Source organism: Tistrella mobilis (assembly GCF_039634785.1).
GTDB classification, from domain to species: Bacteria; Pseudomonadota; Alphaproteobacteria; order Tistrellales; family Tistrellaceae; genus Tistrella; species Tistrella mobilis.
On sequence record NZ_JBBIAB010000012.1, the window covers coordinates 122,584 to 143,014 of the forward strand.

20 protein-coding genes and 1 tRNA gene are annotated in these 20,431 nt (G+C 69.4%); 9 read left to right on the forward strand and 12 right to left on the reverse strand.

Going from position 1 to position 20,431, the window contains the following annotated elements:
* Positions 1 to 123: 123 nt before the first annotated feature.
* Positions 124 to 441, forward strand: a complete 318-nt coding sequence (locus tag WI697_RS17810; protein ID WP_014745770.1) for a DUF1476 domain-containing protein — start codon at positions 124 to 126, stop codon at positions 439 to 441.
* Between the two features lie 84 nt (positions 442 to 525).
* On the opposite strand, the gene WI697_RS17815 is transcribed toward WI697_RS17810, so the two are convergent.
* A complete protein-coding gene (locus tag WI697_RS17815) occupies positions 526 to 1,365 on the reverse strand; it encodes a metallophosphoesterase (protein ID WP_345959381.1) in 840 nt (279 codons plus the stop codon).
* Positions 1,366 to 1,539: 174 nt separating this feature from the next.
* Here WI697_RS17815 and WI697_RS17820 point away from each other — a divergent pair, with 174 nt between their 5' ends.
* Entirely contained in the window at positions 1,540 to 2,001 is a 462-nt protein-coding gene (locus WI697_RS17820) for a hypothetical protein (protein WP_298652272.1), read from the forward strand.
* Positions 2,002 to 2,066: 65 nt separating this feature from the next.
* Here WI697_RS17820 and purB read toward each other — a convergent pair whose 3' ends face one another.
* Positions 2,067 to 3,365, reverse strand: a complete 1,299-nt coding sequence (gene purB / locus WI697_RS17825) for an adenylosuccinate lyase (protein WP_345959382.1) — start codon at positions 3,363 to 3,365, stop codon at positions 2,067 to 2,069.
* A 321-nt stretch (positions 3,366 to 3,686) separates the two neighbouring features.
* Here purB and WI697_RS17830 point away from each other — a divergent pair, with 321 nt between their 5' ends.
* Positions 3,687 to 4,835, forward strand: a complete 1,149-nt coding sequence (locus WI697_RS17830; protein ID WP_345959383.1) for an adenylate/guanylate cyclase domain-containing protein — start codon at positions 3,687 to 3,689, stop codon at positions 4,833 to 4,835.
* A 24-nt stretch (positions 4,836 to 4,859) separates the two neighbouring features.
* Here the strand turns inward: WI697_RS17830 and radC are convergent, their stop codons facing one another.
* The 3 genes from radC to sfsA all read right to left on the reverse strand — a co-directional run bounded on the left by radC (position 4,860) and on the right by sfsA (position 7,578).
* Complete coding sequence (gene radC, locus WI697_RS17835; protein ID WP_345959384.1) at positions 4,860 to 5,810, reverse strand: RadC family protein; 951 nt, start codon at positions 5,808 to 5,810, stop codon at positions 4,860 to 4,862.
* A gap of 31 nt (positions 5,811 to 5,841) precedes the next feature.
* Positions 5,842 to 6,636, reverse strand: coding sequence for a type I methionyl aminopeptidase (gene map / locus WI697_RS17840; RefSeq protein WP_062768413.1), 795 nt, complete (start codon positions 6,634 to 6,636; stop codon positions 5,842 to 5,844).
* A 150-nt stretch (positions 6,637 to 6,786) separates the two neighbouring features.
* Positions 6,787 to 7,578: a DNA/RNA nuclease SfsA gene (gene sfsA, locus WI697_RS17845; protein ID WP_345959385.1), complete on the reverse strand. Its 792-nt coding sequence runs from the start codon at positions 7,576 to 7,578 to the stop codon at positions 6,787 to 6,789.
* 161 nt (positions 7,579 to 7,739) lie between these two features.
* Between sfsA and WI697_RS17850 the strand changes: the two genes are divergently transcribed.
* From WI697_RS17850 to WI697_RS17865, 4 genes are all read left to right on the forward strand, one after another.
* Positions 7,740 to 8,765: an NAD-dependent epimerase/dehydratase family protein gene (locus tag WI697_RS17850; protein ID WP_345959387.1), complete on the forward strand. Its 1,026-nt coding sequence runs from the start codon at positions 7,740 to 7,742 to the stop codon at positions 8,763 to 8,765.
* Positions 8,762 to 9,565, forward strand: coding sequence for a competence/damage-inducible protein A (locus WI697_RS17855; protein WP_345959388.1), 804 nt, complete (start codon positions 8,762 to 8,764; stop codon positions 9,563 to 9,565). The genes WI697_RS17850 and WI697_RS17855 overlap by 4 nt, the downstream gene beginning before the upstream one ends.
* Before the next feature lie 92 nt (positions 9,566 to 9,657).
* Positions 9,658 to 9,743 (forward strand) — tRNA-Leu (locus WI697_RS17860).
* 253 nt (positions 9,744 to 9,996) lie between these two features.
* Positions 9,997 to 10,548: a hypothetical protein gene (locus WI697_RS17865; protein WP_345959389.1), complete on the forward strand. Its 552-nt coding sequence runs from the start codon at positions 9,997 to 9,999 to the stop codon at positions 10,546 to 10,548.
* Here WI697_RS17865 and WI697_RS17870 read toward each other — a convergent pair.
* Positions 10,535 to 11,104, reverse strand: coding sequence for a hypothetical protein (locus tag WI697_RS17870; RefSeq protein ID WP_345959390.1), 570 nt, complete (start codon positions 11,102 to 11,104; stop codon positions 10,535 to 10,537). The two genes, WI697_RS17865 and WI697_RS17870, sit on opposite strands and share 14 nt — an antisense overlap.
* A 15-nt stretch (positions 11,105 to 11,119) precedes the next feature.
* Positions 11,120 to 12,157 (reverse strand): SDR family oxidoreductase, encoded by a 1,038-nt coding sequence (locus tag WI697_RS17875; protein WP_345959391.1) that lies wholly within the window; start codon positions 12,155 to 12,157, stop codon positions 11,120 to 11,122.
* Between the two features lie 167 nt (positions 12,158 to 12,324).
* Here WI697_RS17875 and WI697_RS17880 point away from each other — a divergent pair, with 167 nt between their 5' ends.
* Positions 12,325 to 13,629: an SDR family oxidoreductase gene (locus tag WI697_RS17880; protein WP_345959392.1), complete on the forward strand. Its 1,305-nt coding sequence runs from the start codon at positions 12,325 to 12,327 to the stop codon at positions 13,627 to 13,629.
* Positions 13,629 to 14,111, forward strand: a complete 483-nt coding sequence (locus WI697_RS17885; protein WP_345959393.1) for a DUF2269 family protein — start codon at positions 13,629 to 13,631, stop codon at positions 14,109 to 14,111. Before WI697_RS17880 ends, WI697_RS17885 begins: the two co-directional genes overlap by 1 nt.
* Positions 14,112 to 14,178: 67 nt before the next feature.
* Here the strand turns inward: WI697_RS17885 and WI697_RS17890 are convergent, their stop codons facing one another.
* The 5 genes from WI697_RS17890 to WI697_RS17910 form a co-directional block, all read right to left on the reverse strand.
* Entirely contained in the window at positions 14,179 to 14,484 is a 306-nt protein-coding gene (locus WI697_RS17890) for a cupin domain-containing protein (RefSeq protein ID WP_345959394.1), read from the reverse strand.
* Between the two features lie 109 nt (positions 14,485 to 14,593).
* Positions 14,594 to 15,202 (reverse strand): TetR/AcrR family transcriptional regulator, encoded by a 609-nt coding sequence (locus WI697_RS17895; RefSeq protein WP_345959395.1) that lies wholly within the window; start codon positions 15,200 to 15,202, stop codon positions 14,594 to 14,596.
* A 136-nt stretch (positions 15,203 to 15,338) separates the two neighbouring features.
* The gene (locus WI697_RS17900; protein WP_345959396.1) at positions 15,339 to 17,705 is read right to left on the reverse strand and encodes a xanthine dehydrogenase family protein molybdopterin-binding subunit; all 2,367 of its coding nucleotides are present in this window, start codon (positions 17,703 to 17,705) and stop codon (positions 15,339 to 15,341) included.
* A gap of 181 nt (positions 17,706 to 17,886) precedes the next feature.
* Complete coding sequence (locus tag WI697_RS17905; RefSeq protein WP_345959397.1) at positions 17,887 to 19,407, reverse strand: ATP-binding protein; 1,521 nt, start codon at positions 19,405 to 19,407, stop codon at positions 17,887 to 17,889.
* Positions 19,404 to 20,420, reverse strand: coding sequence for a glycosyl transferase family protein (locus WI697_RS17910; protein WP_062768533.1), 1,017 nt, complete (start codon positions 20,418 to 20,420; stop codon positions 19,404 to 19,406). Before WI697_RS17910 ends, WI697_RS17905 begins: the two co-directional genes overlap by 4 nt.
* Positions 20,421 to 20,431 lie beyond the last annotated feature (11 nt).

Consider the following 20,431-nt stretch of genomic DNA (forward strand, 5'->3'; position numbering starts at 1 on the left):
CCCGCTGCTGGTATGAGAGGGGGCGACGGGGCCGTCGCGCCGCGAGATGGCAAACGCTGCCGCGGCAGACTGGCCGGAGCCGGGTCCGCACCACCGATCAGGTTTTGCAGGAGTAGTCCAGCGATGAGCACCTTCGACAACCGCGAGCGCGCCGAAGAAAACCGCTTCGCCCACGACCAGGAACTGGCCTTCAAGGCCCGCGTGAAGCGCGCCCGGCTGCTCGCCGCCTGGGCCGGGCCGCAGATCGGCCGCACCGACATCGCCGCCTATGGCGACGAGCTGATCGATGCCGACATGAAGGAGCCGGGCGACGAGGACATCATCGCCCGTCTGCTGGCCGATTTCGCCGCCGCGAATGTCGAGACCTCGCGCCATGTCGTCGAGATCCAGCTTCAGCGCCTGGGCGAGGAAGCCAAGGCGGCGGTGCTCGCCCAGGGCTGATCGCCCGGGCACCGAGACCGACTTCAGCGAACCCGCCCGGGCCCGGCCCTGGCGGGTTTTCTGCATTCGGGGAGAGGGGCTGCGTCAGATGGTGAGCAGGGCGAAGTCTTCCGAAAGCCCTTCCTCGGGATAGCCCCACTGGCGGGCGACCACGCGGGTCCGGCCGACCCGGTAATCGACATCGTGATGGGTGTGGCCATGCAGCCAGAGCGCCGGCTCATGCGCCTGCATCAGATCGGTCATGTCCGAGACGAAGGCGGGGGAGAGGGGGCTGCCCGCGAAGCGTTCGGCCACCGAAGCCGCCGCGGGCCCGTGATGGGTGACGACCACGGTCGCCGACGGATCCGAGGCGGCGAGTTCCCGCGCCAGCCAGGCCCGGAAATCCAGATGCAGGCCGCGGGCATCTTCCGGGCTGAACGGGCGGTCGCCCTCGCGGATGCGCTGATGGTCGTAGAGCACCTGGCCCGCCAGATCCATGGCCGTGCCGGCGGCGGCATCGCCATAGAGCCGGTAATCGGTCCAGGCCGTGCCGCCCAGAATGCGGACCCGGCGGTCCCGGGCGTCGATGTCGATCGCATCACCGTCCAGCACGCGCAGATTGCCGGCGGCCGTCGCCGCCCGGCGCATGTCCCGGATCAGCGGCGCCCGGTCATGGCCGTAGAATTCGTGATTGCCCGGGATATAGAGCACCGGCAGATCGCCGAAATTCCGGCCGGCCCAGTCGATCCCGCCGGTACCGTTGGCGATGTCGCCGGCCAGGATCACGAGATCGGCCCCGGCATCCCGTGCGGCATCGGCCGTCCGGCGCCCCAGATCGTCGATCGCCGCCAGGGCGGCCTCCGGTTCCAGGCCGGCGCGTTCCAGCCGTCGGCGCCTGACGTCGAGATGAAGGTCCGAGAGAAGGGCGAGGCGGAGATCGGTCATGGGGGGAGAACTCGCATGGGGTCGATGATGGCATATCATAACATGACGCGGCGGACGGGCCGATGACACAGCCTGTACGGGACGGGAATTCGCGGATCGTTCGAAAGAATTGACGCCTTGATCCCGTATGATAGCGTGTGCGGAGAGAGTTACCTTTCCCGAGTGCCCCGCCTCATGGACACCTTCAATCTCCAGACTTTCGAAACCTTGGTCGAGACTCACGACTACGGGTTTCACAAGAGCATCCCGATCGAGACCCTGGCCGAGTGGCTGGAGATGGAGTATCGCGAGGCGCTCGAGACCGCCAAGCGGATCGAGGCGCTGACCGACTGGCAGCTGGTGATCGGCCGCCGTGGCCAGAAGACCCGGCTGGTGAAGCGCGATGCCGCCGCGATCGCGGCCGAGCCGCAGACGGTCGCCGCTTCTGACGCGGCAGCGCCGGCCCAGCCCTTCTATGCCGTCCGCACCCGCACCGGCGGCCCCCGCACGACCGAGACGGTCGAGGTCTATTTCCCGATCCGCCTCGGCCAGAACGTCGCGCTGCGCCTGCCGGCCGATGTGACGCGCGAGGAGCTGGACCGTTTCGCGCTGTTTCTGAAGAGCCTGCCGGTCCGCGAACCTCTCAACGACGACTGACGCATGAAAAAACCCCGCAGCAGCTGCCGCGGGGTTTTCTCTGACGTCTGGTGTCGTGGTCGGGATCAGGCCCGCCCGAACACCCGCCGGAAGATCGTGTCGACCTGCGCCATGTGATAGCCCAGATCGAACAGCCCTTCGATCTCGGCGTCGGAGAGGCGGGCGGTGACCTCGGGGTCGGCCTTCAGCAGGTCGATGAACTGGCCCTCGCCGCGCCAGACCGGCATGGCGTTGCGCTGCACCAGGCGATAGGCGTCCTCGCGGCTGACGCCCTTCTGGGTGAGGGCGAGCAGCACGCGCTGCGAGTGGACCAGGCCGCCCAGCGCATCCAGATTGGCCATCATCCGCTCAGGGTAAACCACCAGCTTGTCGACCACGCCGGCCAGGCGGTTGAGCGCAAAATCGAGCACGATGGTGGCGTCGGGGCCGATCATCCGCTCCACCGAGGAATGCGAGATGTCGCGCTCGTGCCAGAGCGCCACATTCTCCATCGCCGGGGTGATATAGCCGCGCACCACGCGGGCCAGACCGGTCAGGTTTTCGGTCAGCACCGGGTTGCGCTTGTGCGGCATCGCCGACGAGCCCTTCTGCCCGGGCGAGAAATACTCTTCCGCCTCGTAGACCTCGGACCGCTGCAGATGGCGGATTTCAACCGCCAGCCGCTCGACCGAGCTTGCCACCACGCCCAGCACCGCGAAGAACATCGCATGGCGGTCGCGCGGGATCACCTGGGTCGAAACCGGCTCGGGCTTCAGGCCCAGCTTTTCGGCCACATGCTCTTCGACCCGGGGGTCGATATTGGCGAAGGTGCCGACGGCGCCCGAGATGGCGCAGGTCGCGATCTCGTCACGCGCCGCCACCAGCCGGGCGCGGGCGCGCTGGAATTCGGCATGATAGCCGGCAAGCTTCAGGCCGAACGTCACCGGCTCGGCATGGATGCCGTGGCTGCGGCCGATAGTGGGGGTGTCCTTGTATTCGAAGGCGCGGCGTTCCAGTGCGGCCAGCACCTTGTCGACATCCTCGATCAGCAGATCGGCGGCCTGCTTCAGCTGCACGGCGAGGCAGGTATCCAGCACGTCCGACGAGGTCATGCCCTGATGCACGAAGCGGGCTTCCTCGCCCACATGCTCGGCCAGGCTGGTCAGGAAGGCGATGACGTCGTGCTTCACCTCGCGCTCGATCTCGTCGATGCGCGGAATGTCGAAGGCGCCGCGCTCCCACACCGCCTTCGCGGCTTCCTTGGGGATCACCCCCAGCTCGGCCTGGGCGTCGCAGGCATGGGCTTCGATCTCGAACCAGATGCGGAACTTGTTCTCCGGTTCCCAGATCCGGACCATCTCGGGGCGGGAATAGCGCGGGATCATCGCTGGGCTGTCCTTCGCAGGCGAAACACACGCGAACCGGAGCCGTCCGGCCGCTTCGGGCAGGGTTATAGCCCGTGGCGCCCGCCGGGCAAAGGGCAGATGACCGGGGGCGGGGCCGCGGCGCGCGCAAAGCTGCTGCGCCGGGCGCCGTCGTGGCTTAGTCTGGGTGGCGGTGGCCGTCATGAACATGTCTTGAAGCAGATGGCCTTACGAGGTCGACAAGGCCACACGGCCGCCCAATATCCAGAAAAGCACCGTATGCACCGGTGTGGCGGGCAGGCTGTCGGGTGAGAGCAGGCTGTGGGTGAGAGGTAGGGGGGCATGACGGAAGCGACCGCGCAACGCCTGCGCAACGCGCTGGGCTGGCTGGGTTTCCCGCTCGCCGGCATGCTCTGCGGCCTCATCTTCGGCATTCTGGAAGGCAAGGACGACACCTGGATCGCCATGGTCTATGGCTCCGGCGTGGGCGGGGTGATGATCGCCTTCGCCATGGGGCGGTTGTTCCCCAGGGTCAGCCGCTGGCTGCGCGCCCAGGCGGCACCGATCTATGTCGGCGGCACCATGCTGGTCTGGTCGGCGCTGTCCTTCGTCTCTTACGCCGTGATGGGGCTGCTGCTGATGGTGGCGGATCAGTGGTTCGGGATCCTGGCCGGCCATCAGGATCACGGTCCGGTGATGTGGCTGGTGCTGCGTTTCGACGTGCTGCTCTTCTCCATGGGCGTGTCGGCCGTGGGCGGCCTGCTGTTCCGGATCCGCGACCTGATCGGCACGCGGGTGTTCCTGGCCCTGCTGGTCGGCCGCTATCATCGCCCGACGCGTGAGGAACGCATCTTCCTGCTGGTCGATGTCGCCGGCTGGACCAGCACCGCCGAACGGCTGGGCGAGCTGGGGGCGACCGATTATCTGGGCCAGATCCTGTTCACCATGGGCTCACCCGTGCGCCGCAACCGGGGCGCCATCGACCGCTATGTCGGCGACCAGGCGATCATCTCCTGGAACATCAGCTGCGGGGCGCGTCAGGCCGCGCGTCAGGCGGCCCGGGCGATCACCTGCACCTTCGACATTCTGGAGGCGGTGGAGCGGGCCGGGCCGGACTTCATCCGCCGTTTCGGAGAGGCGCCGCGGGTCCGGGCGGTGATGCATGTCGGCACCGTGGTGGTGGCCGAACTGGGCGACGCCAAGCACGAGATCGCCTTCATCGGCGACACGATGAACACCGCCGCCCGGCTTGAAGGCCTGGCCAAGACACTGAAAGTGCCGGTGCTGGTGTCGGAAGCGGTGCTGGCGCTGGCGCCGCTGCCGGCCGGGGTCGATTCCCGGCCGTTGGGCGCGCATATGCTGCGCGGCCGGACCGAGACGGTCGATGTCTATGAACTCTCTCGTCCGGCACAGCGCCCGGCCCGTGCACCTACCGAGCCGCCGGCAAGGGCGGTGCCGCAGCTGGCGGTCGACGTTACCCCGGCGGAGTGAGGCCTGCTTCAGCGCAGGCGAAATTCAGAGCAACCCCAGGGCCTTGAAGCTTTTATAGCTGCGCCGGCCGATGATGATGTGGTCGTGAACCGAGATGCCCAGATGGCGCGCGGCCTCGACCAAGCGGCGGGTCAGGTCGATATCGGCGGGCGAGGGGGTGGGATCGCCCGACGGGTGGTTGTGGACCAGAATCAGCGACGAGGCGGCGTGTTCCAGCGCCCGCTTCACCACCTCGCGCGCATAGACCGGCGTGTGATCCACCGTGCCCTGCTGCTGGACCTCGTCGGCAATCAGCCGGTTCTTGCGGTCCAGGAACAGCACGCGGAACTGCTCTACCCTGAGATGGCCCAGATCGGCCATCAGATAGTCCATCAGCGCCTGCCACGAGGCGAAGAGCGGCCGGTCGATGACCTCTTCGCGCATGGAGCGGATCTTCAGCCCCTCGGCCAGCTTGATCTGCGCCAGCACCGCCGGGCCCACGCCCTCTACCGCCTTCAGCCGGGCCGGCTCGGCATGCAGCACGTCGCCCAGGCTGCCGAAGGTCTGAAGCAGGCGCTTGGCGATCGGCTTCACGTCGCCGCGCGGAATGGCGGCGGCGATCAGCAGTTCCAGCAGTTCATAATCGGCCAGTGCATCGGCACCCCGCTCCAGCAGCCGGTCGCGCAGGCGCTGGCGATGGCCGTGGTAATGGGGCTTCGCGGTGCCGTTTTCAGGCGAACCTTCCGGTGCCGGCCGGACGACCCGGCCCGAGGCCTCGTCCAGGCCGGGCGCCGATCTTCGCACCGGGCCCGCCTCCTGCCACCAGGGCATGGATTCCACGTCCAGCACCGGCGGTTGCGGTGCGGCCGAGGCTGCCTCGGGCGCCTCTTCGGCGGGCCGCGCCGCCGCGCGCGCGATCATGTCGGCGGCGCGGGCGAAACCGGTCACCGGCGCCGCGGCGGTCTGGTTCGGGTCGGGGCGGCGCCGGTCGGTCATCGCGATCGTGGATCCCCTGCGGGTGCCGTGGTCAGGCGGCGATGTCGGTGCGATAGGGCGGCCGGTCGAGGCCGAGGGGGGAGCCGGTGAAGATTTCGTAGCCGGTCTCCGTCACCGCCACCGTGTGCTCGAACTGGGCCGAGAGCTGGCGGTCGCGAGTGACGGCGGTCCAGCCGTCGGACAGGATCTTCACGTCGGGCCGGCCCAGATTGACCATGGGCTCGATGGTGAAGAACATGCCTGGCTTCAGCTCTTCGCCGTCGCCGCGGCGGCCGTAATGCAGCACGTTGGGCTGATCGTGGAAGACCCGGCCGATGCCGTGGCCGCAGAAATCCCGCACCACGGAGCATTTCTGCTTTTCCACGAAGCTCTGGATGGCATGGCCGATATCGCCGAAGGTGGCGCCCGGCTTCACCGCCGCGATGCCCAGCATCATCGAGTCATAGGTGATCTCGATCAGCCGCTCCGCCTTGCGGGAGATCTTGCCGACAGGGAACATGCGGCTGGTATCGCCGAACCAGCCGTCCAGGATGACGGTAATGTCGATGTTGATGATGTCGCCTTCGACCAGCGCCTTCTGATCGGTCGGGATGCCGTGGCAGACCACGTGGTTGACCGAGGTGCAGATCGACTTGGGGAAGCCCCGGTAGTTCAGCGGCGCCGGGATGGCGCCATGATCGAGGATGAAGTCGTGGCACAACTGGTCGAGGCGTTCGGTCGTCACTCCCGGTTGTACATGCGGAGTGATGAAGTCGAGGACGTCGGCGGCCAGACGGCCCGCCTTGCGCATGCCCTCGAAATCCTCGGGCGCGTGGATCTTGATCATCGTTTCCTGCTTTCCCCCGGCGTCATCCGCCGGACCGAACCGGGTGTTCTGCGCGACCGGGTGTTCTGCGCGATGGCTGCTTTGACTGCATAGATATTACACCAGCGGCCATCCGGCAATCGCGGGACATGCGCGTTTTCGTGACATGGGTCATCTGCCGCTTGCAGAACCGGCGACCGGCAGCAGCCCCGTGAAGCCGATGCCCCGGGGCGTGGCCTCGAAGCCGAGTGCCAGAACGCCGACCCCGGCCGCGCGGGCGGCCTCCAGTGCCGCGGCATAGGCCGGGTCGATATCGGCCGCGACGTCGACGCGTGTCGCATCACCGCGCATCACCGCATAGATCAGCATGGCCCGGGCGGCGCCGCTCTCTGCCAGCGCCGCCAGTTCCGCCAGATGGCGGGCGCCGCGGGCGGTGCGGGCGTCGGGAAACTCCCCCAGCCCCGGCCGGCGTGACAGCGTGACCGATTTGACCTCGACATAGACCGGCAGGCCGCCCGACCCCGGGGCCGGGTCGACCACAAGGTCGACGCGTGAGGCCTGGCCATAGCGCACCTCGCGGCGGAGCGTCGCGCCGTCACCGCCGAGGCCCGGAACCAGCCCGGCGCGGATCACATCCGCAACCAGCCCGTTGGCGCGGCCGGTGTCGACGACCACATGGGCGCCGCCTGCCACGTCGACCAGCACCCAGGACAGCGGCAGCTTGCGCTTCGGATCGGCCGATCGCTGCAGCCAGATCCGGGAGCCGGGCCCGGCAAGGCCTGCCATGCTGCCGGGGTTGGCGACATGGGCGGTGGTCTCCGTGCCGTCCTCGAAGACGATATCGGCCAAAAAACGCTTGTAGCGCCGCACAAGGCGTGCGGGTTCCAGCGGCGGCGTGAAGACGAGGCCGGGATGGTCGGTATCGGGAAGGGCCGCCATCGGCCGGGGCAGGGTGTCGGTCATGGCGTCAGACTAGGCGCGGGCCTGCCATGGCGCAAGCGGTCGCCGGATGGCCTGCGGACTGGAAGCCTGCGGCGACCGCGGTCATAATCGCGGCCGAACGCCATCGATCGGTCGGATGTGTGACGGGGACGAGCATGAACAGGCGCGGTTCGGGAACACAGATGCCGCGGCGCGCCGTGGTGACCGGGGCGGGCGGCATGCTCGGCCGGCACGTGGTCGCGCGGCTGACGCAGGATCCCGGCTGGGCGGTCACCGCCTTCATCCGCCCCGAAACCCCGGCAGAGGCGCGCGGCTGGCTGGAGGCCCGGGGCGTGCAGCTGATCGAGGCGCCGCTGACCGATGCCCATGCCATGGCGGCGCAGACGCCCGATGATACCGATGTCTATCTGCATCTGGCGGCCGATACCTCCACCGACCCGCGCGACAGGGCCCGGCAGTGGCAGACGAATGTGGCGGGCACCGCGGCGGTGGCCGAGGCGGTGCTGCTGACCCGCGTCCGTCGGCTGGTCCATGTCTCCTCGGCCTCGGTCTACGGCTTCGATCGCCGGCGGGTCGACGAGCATTGCCCCAAGGTCGGGGCCGATCATCCCGTGGGTTACGTGGCGAGCAAGGCGGCTGCGGAAGAGGCGGTGCAGGATGCGATCGCCCGCGGCGTGGATGCGGTGATCCTGAACCCGGGCCATATGCTGGGCGCCTGGGACCGGCATAACTGGGCCGGGCTGATCCGGCTGGCCGCCCGCGGCCGGCTGCCGGCGATCCCGCCCGGCGGCGGCAGTTTTGCAGGCGCCGCCGCGGTCGCCGATGCCGTGATCGCCGCCGCCGATCGCGCGATGATCGGTGAGAACTATCTTCTGGGCGGGCCCGAGGCGAGCTTTCAGGAGCTGATCCGCCGGGCCGGCGACATTCTGGGCCGGCGGCTGACCGACCGGGTGGCGCCGCCCCGGCTGCTGATGGCGGTGGCACAGACGCTCGGCCTGGTCTCGCCGCTGACCGGCCTGCGCCCGACCATCACGCCCGATGCGGCGCGGATCACCTGCCACATGGTCGCGATCGACAGCGACCGGGCGAAGCGCGACCTGGGATATGCGCCGCCGCCGCTCGACAGCATCCTGCGCGAGACCATCGACTGGCTGATCCAGGCCGGCGAGATCGACGCGCCATCTTCAAGCACGGGACCCGTCCGATGACCGAGACCACCCCCACCTCGTCCATTGCCGCCGACACCAGCCCCGCCACAGGGGGCGGCTCCCGCACCGCCGCGGTGCTGGTCATCGGCAACGAGATCCTGTCGGGCCGGACCCAGGACGTGAATGTGCGGATGATCGCAACCAAACTCGCCCCGGCCGGCATCCGGGTGATCGAGGTGCGGGTGGTGCCCGATGTCGAGGCCGAAATCGTCGACGCCATCCATGCGCTGGAGGCGAAGGCCGATTACGTCTTCACCACCGGCGGCATCGGCCCCACCCATGACGACCTCACCGCCGAGGCGGTTTCCAAGGCCATGGGCGTGCGGCTGGTCCGCCATCCTGAGGCCGAGCGCCGGCTTCAGGCCTATTACCCGCCCGACAAGCTGACCGAGGCGCGGCTGCGCATGGCCAACACGGCCGAGGGCGCGACGCTGATCGACAATCCGGTCTCGATCGCCCCCGGCTTCCGGATCGGCAAGGTTCACGTCCTGGCGGGTGTGCCGCAGATCGCGGCCGCGATGATGGACAATGTCGTGCCCACGCTTGAAGGCGGTGCGGTCACCCGCGCCGTCACCCTGGTGGTCGACGGCGCCGAAGGCGAGATCGCCCAGCGTCTGGGCGAGGTTCAGGACCGCCATCCGACCGTCGAAATCGGCTCCTACCCCGCCTTCCGCGGCGGCAAGCCCTCGGTCAGCCTGGTGCTGCGCGGCACCGACGATGCCGAGCTCGATGCCGCCGAGGCCGATCTTTCCACGGTGTTGGGCGAGATGGCCGTTCCCGTCCTCTTCCGGGAAGGGTAACGAGATGGCACCCGGAGGTACTGGACAGTGAAAGCCATTCCCGGTATTGGTGCTTCCGCAGCGCACGGGTTACAATGTGCCTACCCTCGCGCGCGGACGTGGCGAAACCGGTAGACGCAGCGGACTTAAAATCCGCTTCCGTGAAGGAGTGCGGGTTCAAGTCCCGCCGTCCGCACCACTCTTCCTGACGGCATGCAAATTGCGACATCCCGCCCCGACCGGTTTCAGAATATCGGGGACGTGACATCATGGATGTGCAGGCGCGGGGTGCGGGCGGGTTGTCCGCCCAGCTTTACAGGCAGATAGGCAGCGCGGAACTGCTCGCGCGACAGACCGGGCAGGCGGCAGGATCTGCAGCCCCCGCGGCAGGATCTGCCGCCCCGGCGGCGCCCCCGGCACAATCTGCCGGGCGGGCATCTTCTGCGGGATTGATGGCGCCGGCCGCAGGCGGGGCGAATGCCACCAGCCAGACGCTGTTCAATGCTCAGATGATCGGTCAGTCGGACGAGCCGGAGCTGGCCGCGGCCGACGAGGCTGCGGAGACACCCGAGACCGCAGGCGCGTCGTCCGGGGAGGTGACCGCCTCTGACGACGATAACGGCTGGTCGGCGGCGGAGCAGGCCTTCATGGACTTCATGTCCATGACCCCTGCCGAACGCTATCGCCAGATGTTCCTGGCCGATGAGGGCCTGACCGAGGAAGACCTGGCGGCGATGTCGCCCGAGGATCGGGCGAAGATCGAAACCAAGATCCGGGAGCGGATCGACGCGGCCGTCAAGGATCAGGCGACCGAGGGCGTGGGTGACACGGCGTCCGCCGAGGCCGGCGCTGCACCGCAGGCGCCGGCAGCAGCGGCTGCGCCGCCGCCGCCGCAGGTTGCCGGCGCTGATGCCGTACCGGGGACCGGTGCCCCGGGCGACGCCCTCGGTTTCGGTGACGGCAGCGACCTGGATGAGATGATCCGGCTCGCTACGCGGGCCTGATCGCGGGCCCGGCGCGGTTGTGGGCCTGGCGCGGTTGATCGGGATGAGGCCGGGGGGCGCCCTCGAACAGCTCGCCTTCCGCCCGGTCCAGATCCTCCAGCCCCTTGGCGAGGCTTGCGCCCCAGACCAGATGTGCCGCAATCATCAGCAGGTTGCGGCGCCAGGGATGGCGGGTGGCCGGTTTCAGGATCCGGGCGGCCGGGATCCAGCCCAGATAGCTGGCTGCCCAGACGGCGACGCCATAGCCGGCCCCCGCCGCCAGCCCGCCCCGCGGGCGCAGCAGGGCGAAGACCGCGCCCGAGGCGGCGCCGAAGGCGAAATGGGCGAGCAGGGTCTGGCGGCGCCGGGCCTGCTCGTCATCTGCCCTCCCTGTGCCGGCCTTCCCTTCGCCAGGCCGCCCGGCAGTGCCGTCGATGATCTCACGCGGGGGCAGGGGATAGCTGTCTTCTTCGGGCAGCAGCGGCCGCATGCGGCGCATGGCGGCGGTCATCGCCACGGTGGCCATGACCCCGGCGATGGCGCCCAGCAAGGGGGTGTCCAGACGGGAGGTCGACATTCTGTCCTCCCTCCGTCACGCGCGGGCCGGGCGGCCGCGCCGATGGCGCCCCGCCAGCCAGAGGCCCAGAACCAGCCCGCCCGCCGCCAGCGCCGCCATGCGCATCTGGCGTCCGGTGCCGCCGCCCTCCGCCCAGCCGCCACGGACGGCATGGCTGTGCCGGCCGGGGCCGAACACCGCCGGATCGCGGCGGTCGACGGCCCGCCGGTTGCGGGTCACCTGCGCCGCCCGGCCGAACCGCCCGGTCAGCCGGTCGGCCAGCCCCGGCATCAGCCGGTTCACAAGGCCGAGCCCGCGGGTGGCACGGCCGACCCAGGCGGTCCGCCTGCGCCGGGTGACCGCCTCCCAGATCGCCTCCGCCACTGTCTCGGGCGGGTAGACCGGCGGTGTCGGGCGGGGGACGCCTTCGGCCAGGCGGGCCCCGGCATGGGCGAAGAAGGGGGTGTCGGTGGCGGGCGGATGCACCAGCGCCAGATGGATCTGGCTGCGATCGTGGATCAGCTCGGTCCGCACCGCCTCGGTGAAGGCGGCGACGGCCGATTTGGCGGCGGCATAGGGCGCGAGCAGCGGCATCGGGCGCAGGGCCACCACAGAGCCGATATTGACGATCACGCCCTGGTTGCGGGGGCGCATGCGGGCGAGGGCGGTGCGGGTGCCGTTGACCACCCCCAGATAATCCACCTCTGTCACCCGCCGGAATTCCTCTTCCGCCACGTCTTCGAAGGGCGCGTAGAACCCGACCCCGGCATTGTTGATCCAGGCGTCGATCCGGCCATAGCGGTCCTCGATCGCCGAGGCGGCGGCATCCAGGCCGCGGGCGTCGGAAACATCGGCCACGGCGGCCACCGCCTCGCCGCCCTCGCGCAGGATGTCGTCGCGGGCATCGGCAAGGCCGTCGGCGCTGCGGGCGATCAACCCCACCCGCCAGCCGCGGCGGGCGAACAGCAGCGCGGTGCAGCGCCCGATCCCCGATGACCCGCCGGTGATCACCACCACCGGGGCCGTCTGGTCCCGGTCGCCTGCCTGCGGATGCCGTCTCGTCGTTTCGCGCATCGTCAACTCCGTCTCGCCCTGGTAGAACAGGATATCATGTCACCGACCATGGCATTGCAGTGGCCGGGGAACGGTCAACCCGTTCCGCCTCGGCGGGTTCCGGTGGAACTGGCGGCGTCTGCCGTCGTTGTCGACGGTGTTGGCGGCCCTTGAAGGAACAAAATCGCGTGCATGTGCTCGTCACCGGCGCCACCGGCCTGATCGGATCGGCCGTGGTCGCCAGACTGGTTACCGAAGGCCACGACGTCACCGGCATGGCCCGCGACGATGTCCGCGGCCGGCGGAGCCTGCCTGCCGTGCGCTGGCACGCGCTCGACATGGCGACCGTCACCGGGCCCGATGCCTGGGCGCCGCATCTGGCGGGCGTCGATGCGGTGGTCAATTGTGCCGGCGTGTTCCAGCAGGGCCGGGGTCCGCGCGGTGCGGGCGACGATCTGGCGGTGCATGAAACCGGTGCCGATGCGCTTTTCGCCGCGGCCGAAGCGGCCGGCATCCGCCGGGTGATCCATTTCTCGGCCATGGGGGTCGACCGGGCGACGCCGAGCAGTTTTTCGGCCAGCAAGCGCGCCGGCGACCAGGCGCTGATGGCCCGCGATCTCGACTGGGTGATCCTGCGCCCCTCGGTGGTGCTGGGGCCGGGGGTCTATGGCGCCGGTGCGCTGATGCGCGGGCTTGCCGCCCTGCCGGTGCTGCCGGTTCTGCCCGATACCAGGCCGCTGCAGGTCGTGCAGCTGGATGATGTGGTCGAGACGGTGCTGCGCCTGCTCGATCCCGCTGCGCCGGCGCGGCTGGCGCTCGATCTGGCGGGGCCCGAACCGCTCGGCTTCACCGATATCGTGCTGGCCCATCGCCGCTGGATGGGCTGGGCGCCACCCCGGCTGCGGCGCCTGCCGCCCAGACTCGCCCGGCTGGTCTGGCGGGCAGGCGATGCGGTGGCGCGGCTCGGCTGGCGGCCACCGCTCAGGTCCAATGCCCGGCGGGAAGTGGTGCGCGGCGCGACCGGCGATCCCGGCCCCTGGATCCGGGCCACCGGCATCACACCCCGCAAGCTGGGGCAGGCGCTGGCCGCGCGGCCGGCGACGGTTCAGGATCGCTGGTTCGCCGGGCTCTATCTGCTGAAGCCGCTGATCTTCGGTGTCTTTTCGGCTTTCTGGATCACCACGGCGCTGCTTTCTTTCGGCCCCGGCTACGATATCGGCGTCGCGCTGATGCTGGAAGGCGGCGTCGGTCCGCTCGCCGGTCCCTCGGTCATCCTCGGTGCCCTGGCCGACCTGCTCATCGGTCTTGGCATCGCCTGGCGGCGCACCACCCGTACCGCCCTTTTTGCAGCGCTCGGGATCTCGATCTTCTATGTCGTCGCCGGCACCATCCTGGTGCCCCGGCTCTGGGAAGAGCCGCTGGGACCGCTGGTCAAGATCTGGCCGATCATGATGCTGAACCTCGCCGCCCTCGCCATTCTGGAGGACCGGTGATGCTCTATTTCGGGCTCAAATTCCTGCATGTGATCGGGGCCGCCGTGCTGCTCGGCACCGGTGCGGGCATCGCCTTCTTTCTGGTCGTCGCCCGCATGACCGACGATGCCGTCCGCATCGCCGAAGTCGCCCGGATCGTCGTGATCGCGGATTTCGTCTTCACCCTCACCGCGGTCATCGCCCAGCCGGTGACCGGCGTGGCGCTGGCGATGCATCTGGGCCTGCCGCTCACCCAGGGCTGGATCCTGCTCTCGATCCTGCTCTATCTGCTCACCGGGCTGTTCTGGCTGCCGGTGGTGTGGATGCAGCTTCGCCTGCGCGACATGGCACGCGCGGCGGCGGCCCGCGGTCTGCCGCTGCCCGCGGCCTGGGCCCGGCTCTACCGGATCTGGTTCGCCTTCGGCTTCCCGGCCTTCTTTGCCGTGCTCGGGATCGTCTGGCTGATGATCGCGAAACCGGTGATCCCCTGGATCGACGGCTGAGAGCCCCGTGGCGATGGGGGCCCCTGCGTGCGGGCAGCCCCACCGCTATGGGGCTGCCCGTCTCCGGTCAGCGCAGCTCGATCTCGACGAAGGCGAAGGGTTCGTCGCCGTCATTGATCACATTGTGATCGGTACCGGCCATGCCGGTATAGGATGCGCCGAAAGACCGCTCCACCGTGCGGGCGGCGCCGTCGGGGCCTTCGATGCGCAGCCGGCCATTGGCCAGCGGCACGACCACATAGTCCAGCTCGTGGCGATGCGATCCCGTCTCGGCGCCGGGGGCGAAGCTCCACAGCGTCACCCGCACCCGGTCGTCATCGACCTGAAGGGTGGGCACGGCCTGGGGGCGGGCGGGGGTGGTGGCGTCGGTCATGGTGGCTGGCACTCCCTGTCTGTCGCCCGTCCGGGTCTCTCCCGCGGGCCGGGCGCGTCTTCCGATCCGGCCAGCATACGACGGCGCGCCATCCTGCCGCATCTGCCGATCACGTCTCCGGATGAAGTGCCGCACTCAACACGGCCCGGATCAGCGGTTCCAGCCGCTCGCGCCGGTCATCGCCCACCAGATCGATCTTCAGCACCTGGCGGAACAGCACGATGCCGGTCATGCAGGCGGCGGCAAGGGCGGCGCGTTCATTGATCGCTTCCGATGTCAGCGCCGGCCTGCCTGCGTCGCGCTGCACATCCGCGGTGCGCGCCGCGATCGGGCCGATCACGTCTTCCAGAATGAAGTCGCGCAGGATCGGTGCCGCCTGGGTGCTGGACAGCGACTGGACGACGATATCCATCGGGTCGACACGTCCGAACGTCCGGTCGAGCAGCGGGTCGAAAATCTCGCGGGCGAAGGCCTGCTCCGGCGGGTCGGTCTGTTCCTCGATGCTGGTGCGGGCCTGAAAGGCGGCGCGCACCACCTCGACGAACAGCTGCTCCTTGGATCCGAAGGCGCGGTGGACCATGGCGACGTCGATCTCGGCATCGGCTGCGATGTCGCGCAGCCTGGCGTCTTCATAAGGGTGCCGGGCGAAGCGGATCATCGCAGCCTGCAGGATGCGTTGGCGTGTGGCAGCGGATGATCGCTGGGCGGGTTCCGGCATAAGGCGCCTCCTTCATGACGATGCCTGACGCGGCAGGCTTCCCCAGAAGATACGCCGGTTTTTATCGGTGACCAGAGGTGGACATGAGAAGGGGGTGACGACGCAAAATGGGTCACATTTCTCGGTATGCAGCCCGTCAGACGGGTTTCGCCATCCGCATCGCCCGCCAGACCCGCTCGGGCGTGGCCGGCATGTCTATATGACGCACGCCCAGGTCGTGGAGGGCGTCTGCGATCGCATTGATCACCGCCGCCGGCCCGGCGATGGCCGAGGCCTCGCCGCAGCCCTTGGCACCCAGCGGGTTGGTGGTGCAGAGGGTTTCCATGGCGACCAGCTCCACCGGCGGCACGTCGGTCGCCCGTGGCATGGCGTAGTCCATGAACGATCCGGTCAGCAGCTGGCCGCTCTCGGGGTCGTAGCGGCAGACCTCCATGCAGGCCTGGCCGATCGCCTGGGCGGCACCGCCATGGATCTGGCCTTCGACGATCAGCGGGTTCACGATGCGGCCGAAATCATCCACCGCCAGATAGCGGTCGACCCTGGTGGTGCCGGTCTCGGGGTCGATCTCGACCTCGACGATATGGCAGCCATAGGGGAAGGTGAAGGCTTCCGGGTCGTAATAGGTGGTTTCGTCGATGCCGGGCTCCATCCCCGGCGGATAGTCGACCGGGGCATAGGCGCGGCCGGCGACCTCGGCGAAGGTCAGGCTGCGATTGGTCGTGCGCATCCGGAAGATGCCGTCGGCCAGCGTGATCTCTTCGGGCGTGGTGCCCAGCATATGGGCGGCGATGCGGGTCATCTTGGCCACCACCTTGTCGGTGGTCACCGCCAGCGCCGAGCCGCCGACCGACAGAGAGCGCGAGCCATAGGTGCCGACGCCATAGGGCACCTTCGCGGTGTCGCCATGGACGATCTCGATCAGGGCGGGGTCGATGCCGGTTTTGTCCGCCACGATCTGGGCGAAGGCGGTCTCGTGGCCCTGGCCGTGGGAATGGCTGCCGGTCAGAACCATGATGCCGCCGGTGGGCCCGACCCGGACGGTCGCCACCTCGAACTGCCCGCCGCCGAGCCCGGCCTCGATCAGCAGTTTAGACGGTCCCATGCCGCAGGCCTCCATGTAGAAGGCGACACCCATGCCGCGGCGCAGGCCCTTCGCGGCCGACGCCGCCCGACGGGCGTCATAGCCATCCGGATCGGCGGCCTGACGGGCCAGATCCATCAACGCCGGCAGATCGCCCGAATCATAGGTCCACAGAAACGGCGTGCGGTAGGGGATGGCCTCGGGCGGGATGGCGTTCATCCGCCGGATCTCGAACGGATCCATGCCCAGCTCCCGCGCGGCCGTTTCGACGATCCGCTCCATCACATAGGTCGCCTCGGGCCGGCCGGCGCCGCGATAGGCATCGACGGGCGTGGTGTTGGTGAACACGCCCTCGACATGGACATAGACGTCGCGCAGCGCATAGGGGCCGGGGAAGGGGTTGGCATAGAAGAAGGTCGGGATCGAGGGCGCGAAAGTGGAGAGATAGGCGCCCATATTGGCCAGCGTGTGCACCTTCATCGCCCGGAAGCGGCCGTCCTCGTCCAGGCCGAGCGACACCGTCGTCACATGGTCGCGGGCATAGGTGTCGGCCTGGAAGGCCTCCAGCCGGCTTGCGATCCAGCGCACCGGCCGGCCGGTGCGTTTTGCCGCCACCAGCACCAGCACCTCTTCCGAATAGTGATAGATCTTCATGCCGAAGCCGCCGCCGACATCGGGCGAGATCACCCTGAGCTTTTCCTCGGGCACTTTGAGCGTTGCGGCCGACAGCGTCACCCGGATCGAATGCGGGTTCTGGCTGGAGGTCCAGAGCGTATAGTCGCCATGGCCGCGGTCATAGACGCCGAGCGTGCCGCGGGTTTCCATCGGGCTGGCATTCACCCGGTTCTGGATCAGGTCCAGCGTCACCACCCGCGGGCTGGCGGCCAGGGCGGCGTCGACCGCGGCCTCGTCGCCCAGATCCCAGTCGAAACAGCGATTGGTCGGGATCTCCGACCGGACCCGGGCGGCATGGGGGCCCAGAGCGGTGCCAAGATCGGTCTGGCAGGGCAGGGGGTCGTAGTCGACCTCGATCGCTTCCACCGCCGCATCGGCCTGGGCCTCGGTTTCGGCCACCACCGCCGCCAGCGGGTCGCCGACATGCAGCACCCGGTCCACCGCCAGCACGGGATGGGGCGGGTGGATCATCGCCGAGCCGTCACGGCTGGTGACCGGCCAGGCGCAGGGCAGGCCACCGATGCCCATCTTGTCCAGATCCGCCCCGGTGATCACGTCGAGCACGCCGGGCAGGGCACGGGCGGCGCCGGTATCGATCGCCCGGATCAGGGCCGCGCCATGGGGCGAGCGCAGGATGCGCATATGCGCGGCACCAAGCTGCGTCGCCGCGTCGGCGACATACTGACCGGCCCCGGTCAGAAAGCGGGCATCTTCCTTCCGGCGAAGCGGTCGACCGATCTGTCCCATGGGCGTCCGGACCTTCCCTGATTGATCTCTCCCTGCCCGATGGCCGGTCACGGCGCAAATCTCCCCTTGCCGGATACCGCGCATGCGGTCTCCGGAGGCCGTATTCTCGGGTCATATCGGGCTATGCAGGCGTTCTGCCGTCAATCAGGCTCACCCGGCGGCGGCCGGGTGTAAAATAGAATTAATCGTCCGCAGGTATCGGCTTTTCTGATGACCGGAGCGGACGCCGGGCGGCGGGGGCGAGCGGCACGGTCAGGGCGAAACGCGCGCCCTCTCCGGGGCGGCTGTCCAGCGTCAGCTCGTGTTCCAGGATCTGGGCCATCCGCCGCGCGATCGACAGGCCGAGGCCGACCCCGGCCGAGCGGTCGCGGCGGGCATCGTCGATCTGGGTGAACTCGGCGAAGATCCGCTCCTGATCGGCCGGATCGATGCCGGGGCCGGTATCGGCCACGGTGAAGCGCACCGCCGGCCGGCCGTCGAGCTCGGCCGGGCCCGCGGTCAGCGTTACCGATCCGGCGGCGGTGTAGCGCACGGCGTTCGACAGGAAATTGCGCAGGATCCGGCCGGTGATCACCGGATCGGTGCGGATCCGCAGGCCCTCCGCCAGCGAAATCCCGACGCCGAAGCCCAGCCCCTTGTCTTCCGCCACCGGCTCGAATTCGCGGGCGAGATCATCCACCAGGGCGGCCGGATCGACATCCTGAAGCTGCGGCGTGACCGATCCGGTATCGAGCCGGGCGGTGTCGAGCAGATTGCCGAGCAGGCCGCGCATGCCCGAGAGCGCCTTGCGCATGTCGTCGAGCGGCGAAGCGAGGGCCGGATCGCGATTGCGGCGGGTGATCGATCCGGCAAGCAGGCGCAGCGATTCGATCGGTTGCAGCAGGTCGTGGCCGGCGGTGGCGAGGAAGCGGGCCTTGGCGACATTGGCCCGTTCGGCGTGCTCTTTGGCCTTTTGCAGCTCCACGGTGCGGGCGGCGACCTCTCCCTCCAGCCGCTCGGCCGCGGCCTTGAGCGCCAGGGAGGCGTTCTCAAGCTCGCGGATACGGCGCCGGGCCGCCGTGGCCATCGGCTGGAAGATCAGCAGGGCTTCCAGCGCCAGGGTCAGCAGGGTGGCGATCAGCAGGGCGATATGCAGGTCGTGCAGCCGGTCGACGGCGGCCTCGCCTTCGGCCTGGAAGCGGGCGACGGCATGGTCGAGCACGTCGAGCAGGGGGCCCGGCCCTTCGCGCAGCACCAGCGCCACGGCCGGCGCATCGCGCGGGATCGGCGCGCGCGGGTCGGTGAGCACCGCCTCCATCGCCGCCAGATATTCCCGCACCCGCCGGTCGATCGCCGAGGGCTCGTCGTGGAACAGCCGCGCCATCGCGGGCGAGAGGCCGATCGCCTCGCCCGTGCCCGATCCGCCCTTCAGCAGTGCCTCGTGATTGCTGCGCATCTGGGCGATCACCTCGGCCAGATGCTGGCGGGCGTCCTGCTGATCCTGGGCCGGAACCGGATAGGTCAGCCGGCCGACGAACAGGGCGCCGCGCTGCGACAGGAAGCGTTGCTGGCCGCTGACATTGATGATGCCGGCGGTGGCCCGTTCACGGCTGATCACCTGCGTCAGCACCAGGAAGGAGCCGATCGCAAGCGCTGCGACCAGCCCCAGGGCCAGCCGGTAGCGCCAAGCCATCCGTGTCGGGTCGCCGCCGTCGATCCTCATCGCCGCCGGTGGCTCCAAAGGCTGCGGGCAAGGGCGTCGGCCGCCCATGGCGTCGAGGCACGGCCGGCGATGCGCAGCGCCACGGCCGCCGTGCCGATCACCGTCGCCTCGCCTTCGGCATCCTCGGCCTCGCCCCGCCAGAGGGCGGCGAGGCGGGCGGGGTCGTCGGGGCTGTCGGCCGGTGCCGCCGCCAGCAGGGCCGGCCAGTGCTCGACCTTCGATGTCCCCTGTTCGACCAGGCGCAGATCGACCGGCTTATGCGGCCGGCGCTCCCCCTCGCCACCCGCCCCTTTGACCACACCAAGCCAGCGCCCGGCATCCAGCAGCAGCGAGGCCTCGGCATGGCTGTCGAGATAGTTGGGATGAAAGACCCCGATCAGGGTCGCGGGCGCATCCAGCGGGTTCAGATGGCGGACCAGCGTGTTCACCGGCGAGCGCAGCCCCAGCACGCTGCGCAGATCGAGCAGCCGCTTGAGATCGGGCGAGAGCCCGGCCAGCGGCAGATAGACGAAACCCTCGCGCCCCAGCCGGTCGGCGGCCTCGGACAGATCCGCCGCCGGGGACAGTCCCAGGGCCGAAAGCCCCTGCAGCGCACCGACACCGCCGGTCTGAAGATCGTTGTCGCCATGCATCAGCACCGGCACGCCGGCCTCGCCCAGCAGCCGGGCGGCGAGCAGATACCAGGGCAGGCCACGGGTGCGGCCCGCGGCATAGCTCGGCCAGTCGAGCGCCGGCCGGAGCCTGCCACCTGGTGCCGTGCCGACGGTGGTGCGGGCAATATGTATTCTGGCGGCATCGACCAGCCCGGCCAGTTCCTCGGCCGTTTCGCCGCGATAACGCATCAGCAGCAGGAAGGCCCCTGCCTGGATATCGAGTGCCGTGCCCGCAAGCAGGGCCGCGAAGGCATCGCGGGCCTCGCTGCGGGTCAGCGGTCGCGACCGGCCGGGGCCGCGGCCGATGATGCCGAGGGCCTGGGCGAGGGTGGCGACGGCGTCGGATGTGGTGTCGGTCATCGGCATTCCGC

Coding starts and splice junctions, on each gene's coding strand:
- WI697_RS17810 (WP_014745770.1), top strand. CDS start 124: ATGAGCACCTTCGACAACCGCGAGCGCGCCGAAGAAAACCGCTTCGCC.
- WI697_RS17815 (WP_345959381.1), bottom strand. CDS start 1,365: ATGACCGATCTCCGCCTCGCCCTTCTCTCGGACCTTCATCTCGACGTC.
- WI697_RS17820 (WP_298652272.1), top strand. CDS start 1,540: ATGGACACCTTCAATCTCCAGACTTTCGAAACCTTGGTCGAGACTCAC.
- purB (WP_345959382.1), bottom strand. CDS start 3,365: ATGATCCCGCGCTATTCCCGCCCCGAGATGGTCCGGATCTGGGAACCG.
- WI697_RS17830 (WP_345959383.1), top strand. CDS start 3,687: ATGACGGAAGCGACCGCGCAACGCCTGCGCAACGCGCTGGGCTGGCTG.
- radC (WP_345959384.1), bottom strand. CDS start 5,810: ATGACCGACCGGCGCCGCCCCGACCCGAACCAGACCGCCGCGGCGCCG.
- map (WP_062768413.1), bottom strand. CDS start 6,636: ATGATCAAGATCCACGCGCCCGAGGATTTCGAGGGCATGCGCAAGGCG.
- sfsA (WP_345959385.1), bottom strand. CDS start 7,578: ATGACCGACACCCTGCCCCGGCCGATGGCGGCCCTTCCCGATACCGAC.
- WI697_RS17850 (WP_345959387.1), top strand. CDS start 7,740: ATGCCGCGGCGCGCCGTGGTGACCGGGGCGGGCGGCATGCTCGGCCGG.
- WI697_RS17855 (WP_345959388.1), top strand. CDS start 8,762: ATGACCGAGACCACCCCCACCTCGTCCATTGCCGCCGACACCAGCCCC.
- WI697_RS17865 (WP_345959389.1), top strand. CDS start 9,997: ATGGCGCCGGCCGCAGGCGGGGCGAATGCCACCAGCCAGACGCTGTTC.
- WI697_RS17870 (WP_345959390.1), bottom strand. CDS start 11,104: ATGTCGACCTCCCGTCTGGACACCCCCTTGCTGGGCGCCATCGCCGGG.
- WI697_RS17875 (WP_345959391.1), bottom strand. CDS start 12,157: ATGCGCGAAACGACGAGACGGCATCCGCAGGCAGGCGACCGGGACCAG.
- WI697_RS17885 (WP_345959393.1), top strand. CDS start 13,629: ATGCTCTATTTCGGGCTCAAATTCCTGCATGTGATCGGGGCCGCCGTG.
- WI697_RS17890 (WP_345959394.1), bottom strand. CDS start 14,484: ATGACCGACGCCACCACCCCCGCCCGCCCCCAGGCCGTGCCCACCCTT.
- WI697_RS17895 (WP_345959395.1), bottom strand. CDS start 15,202: ATGCCGGAACCCGCCCAGCGATCATCCGCTGCCACACGCCAACGCATC.
- WI697_RS17900 (WP_345959396.1), bottom strand. CDS start 17,705: ATGGGACAGATCGGTCGACCGCTTCGCCGGAAGGAAGATGCCCGCTTT.
- WI697_RS17905 (WP_345959397.1), bottom strand. CDS start 19,407: ATGAGGATCGACGGCGGCGACCCGACACGGATGGCTTGGCGCTACCGG.
- WI697_RS17910 (WP_062768533.1), bottom strand. CDS start 20,420: ATGACCGACACCACATCCGACGCCGTCGCCACCCTCGCCCAGGCCCTC.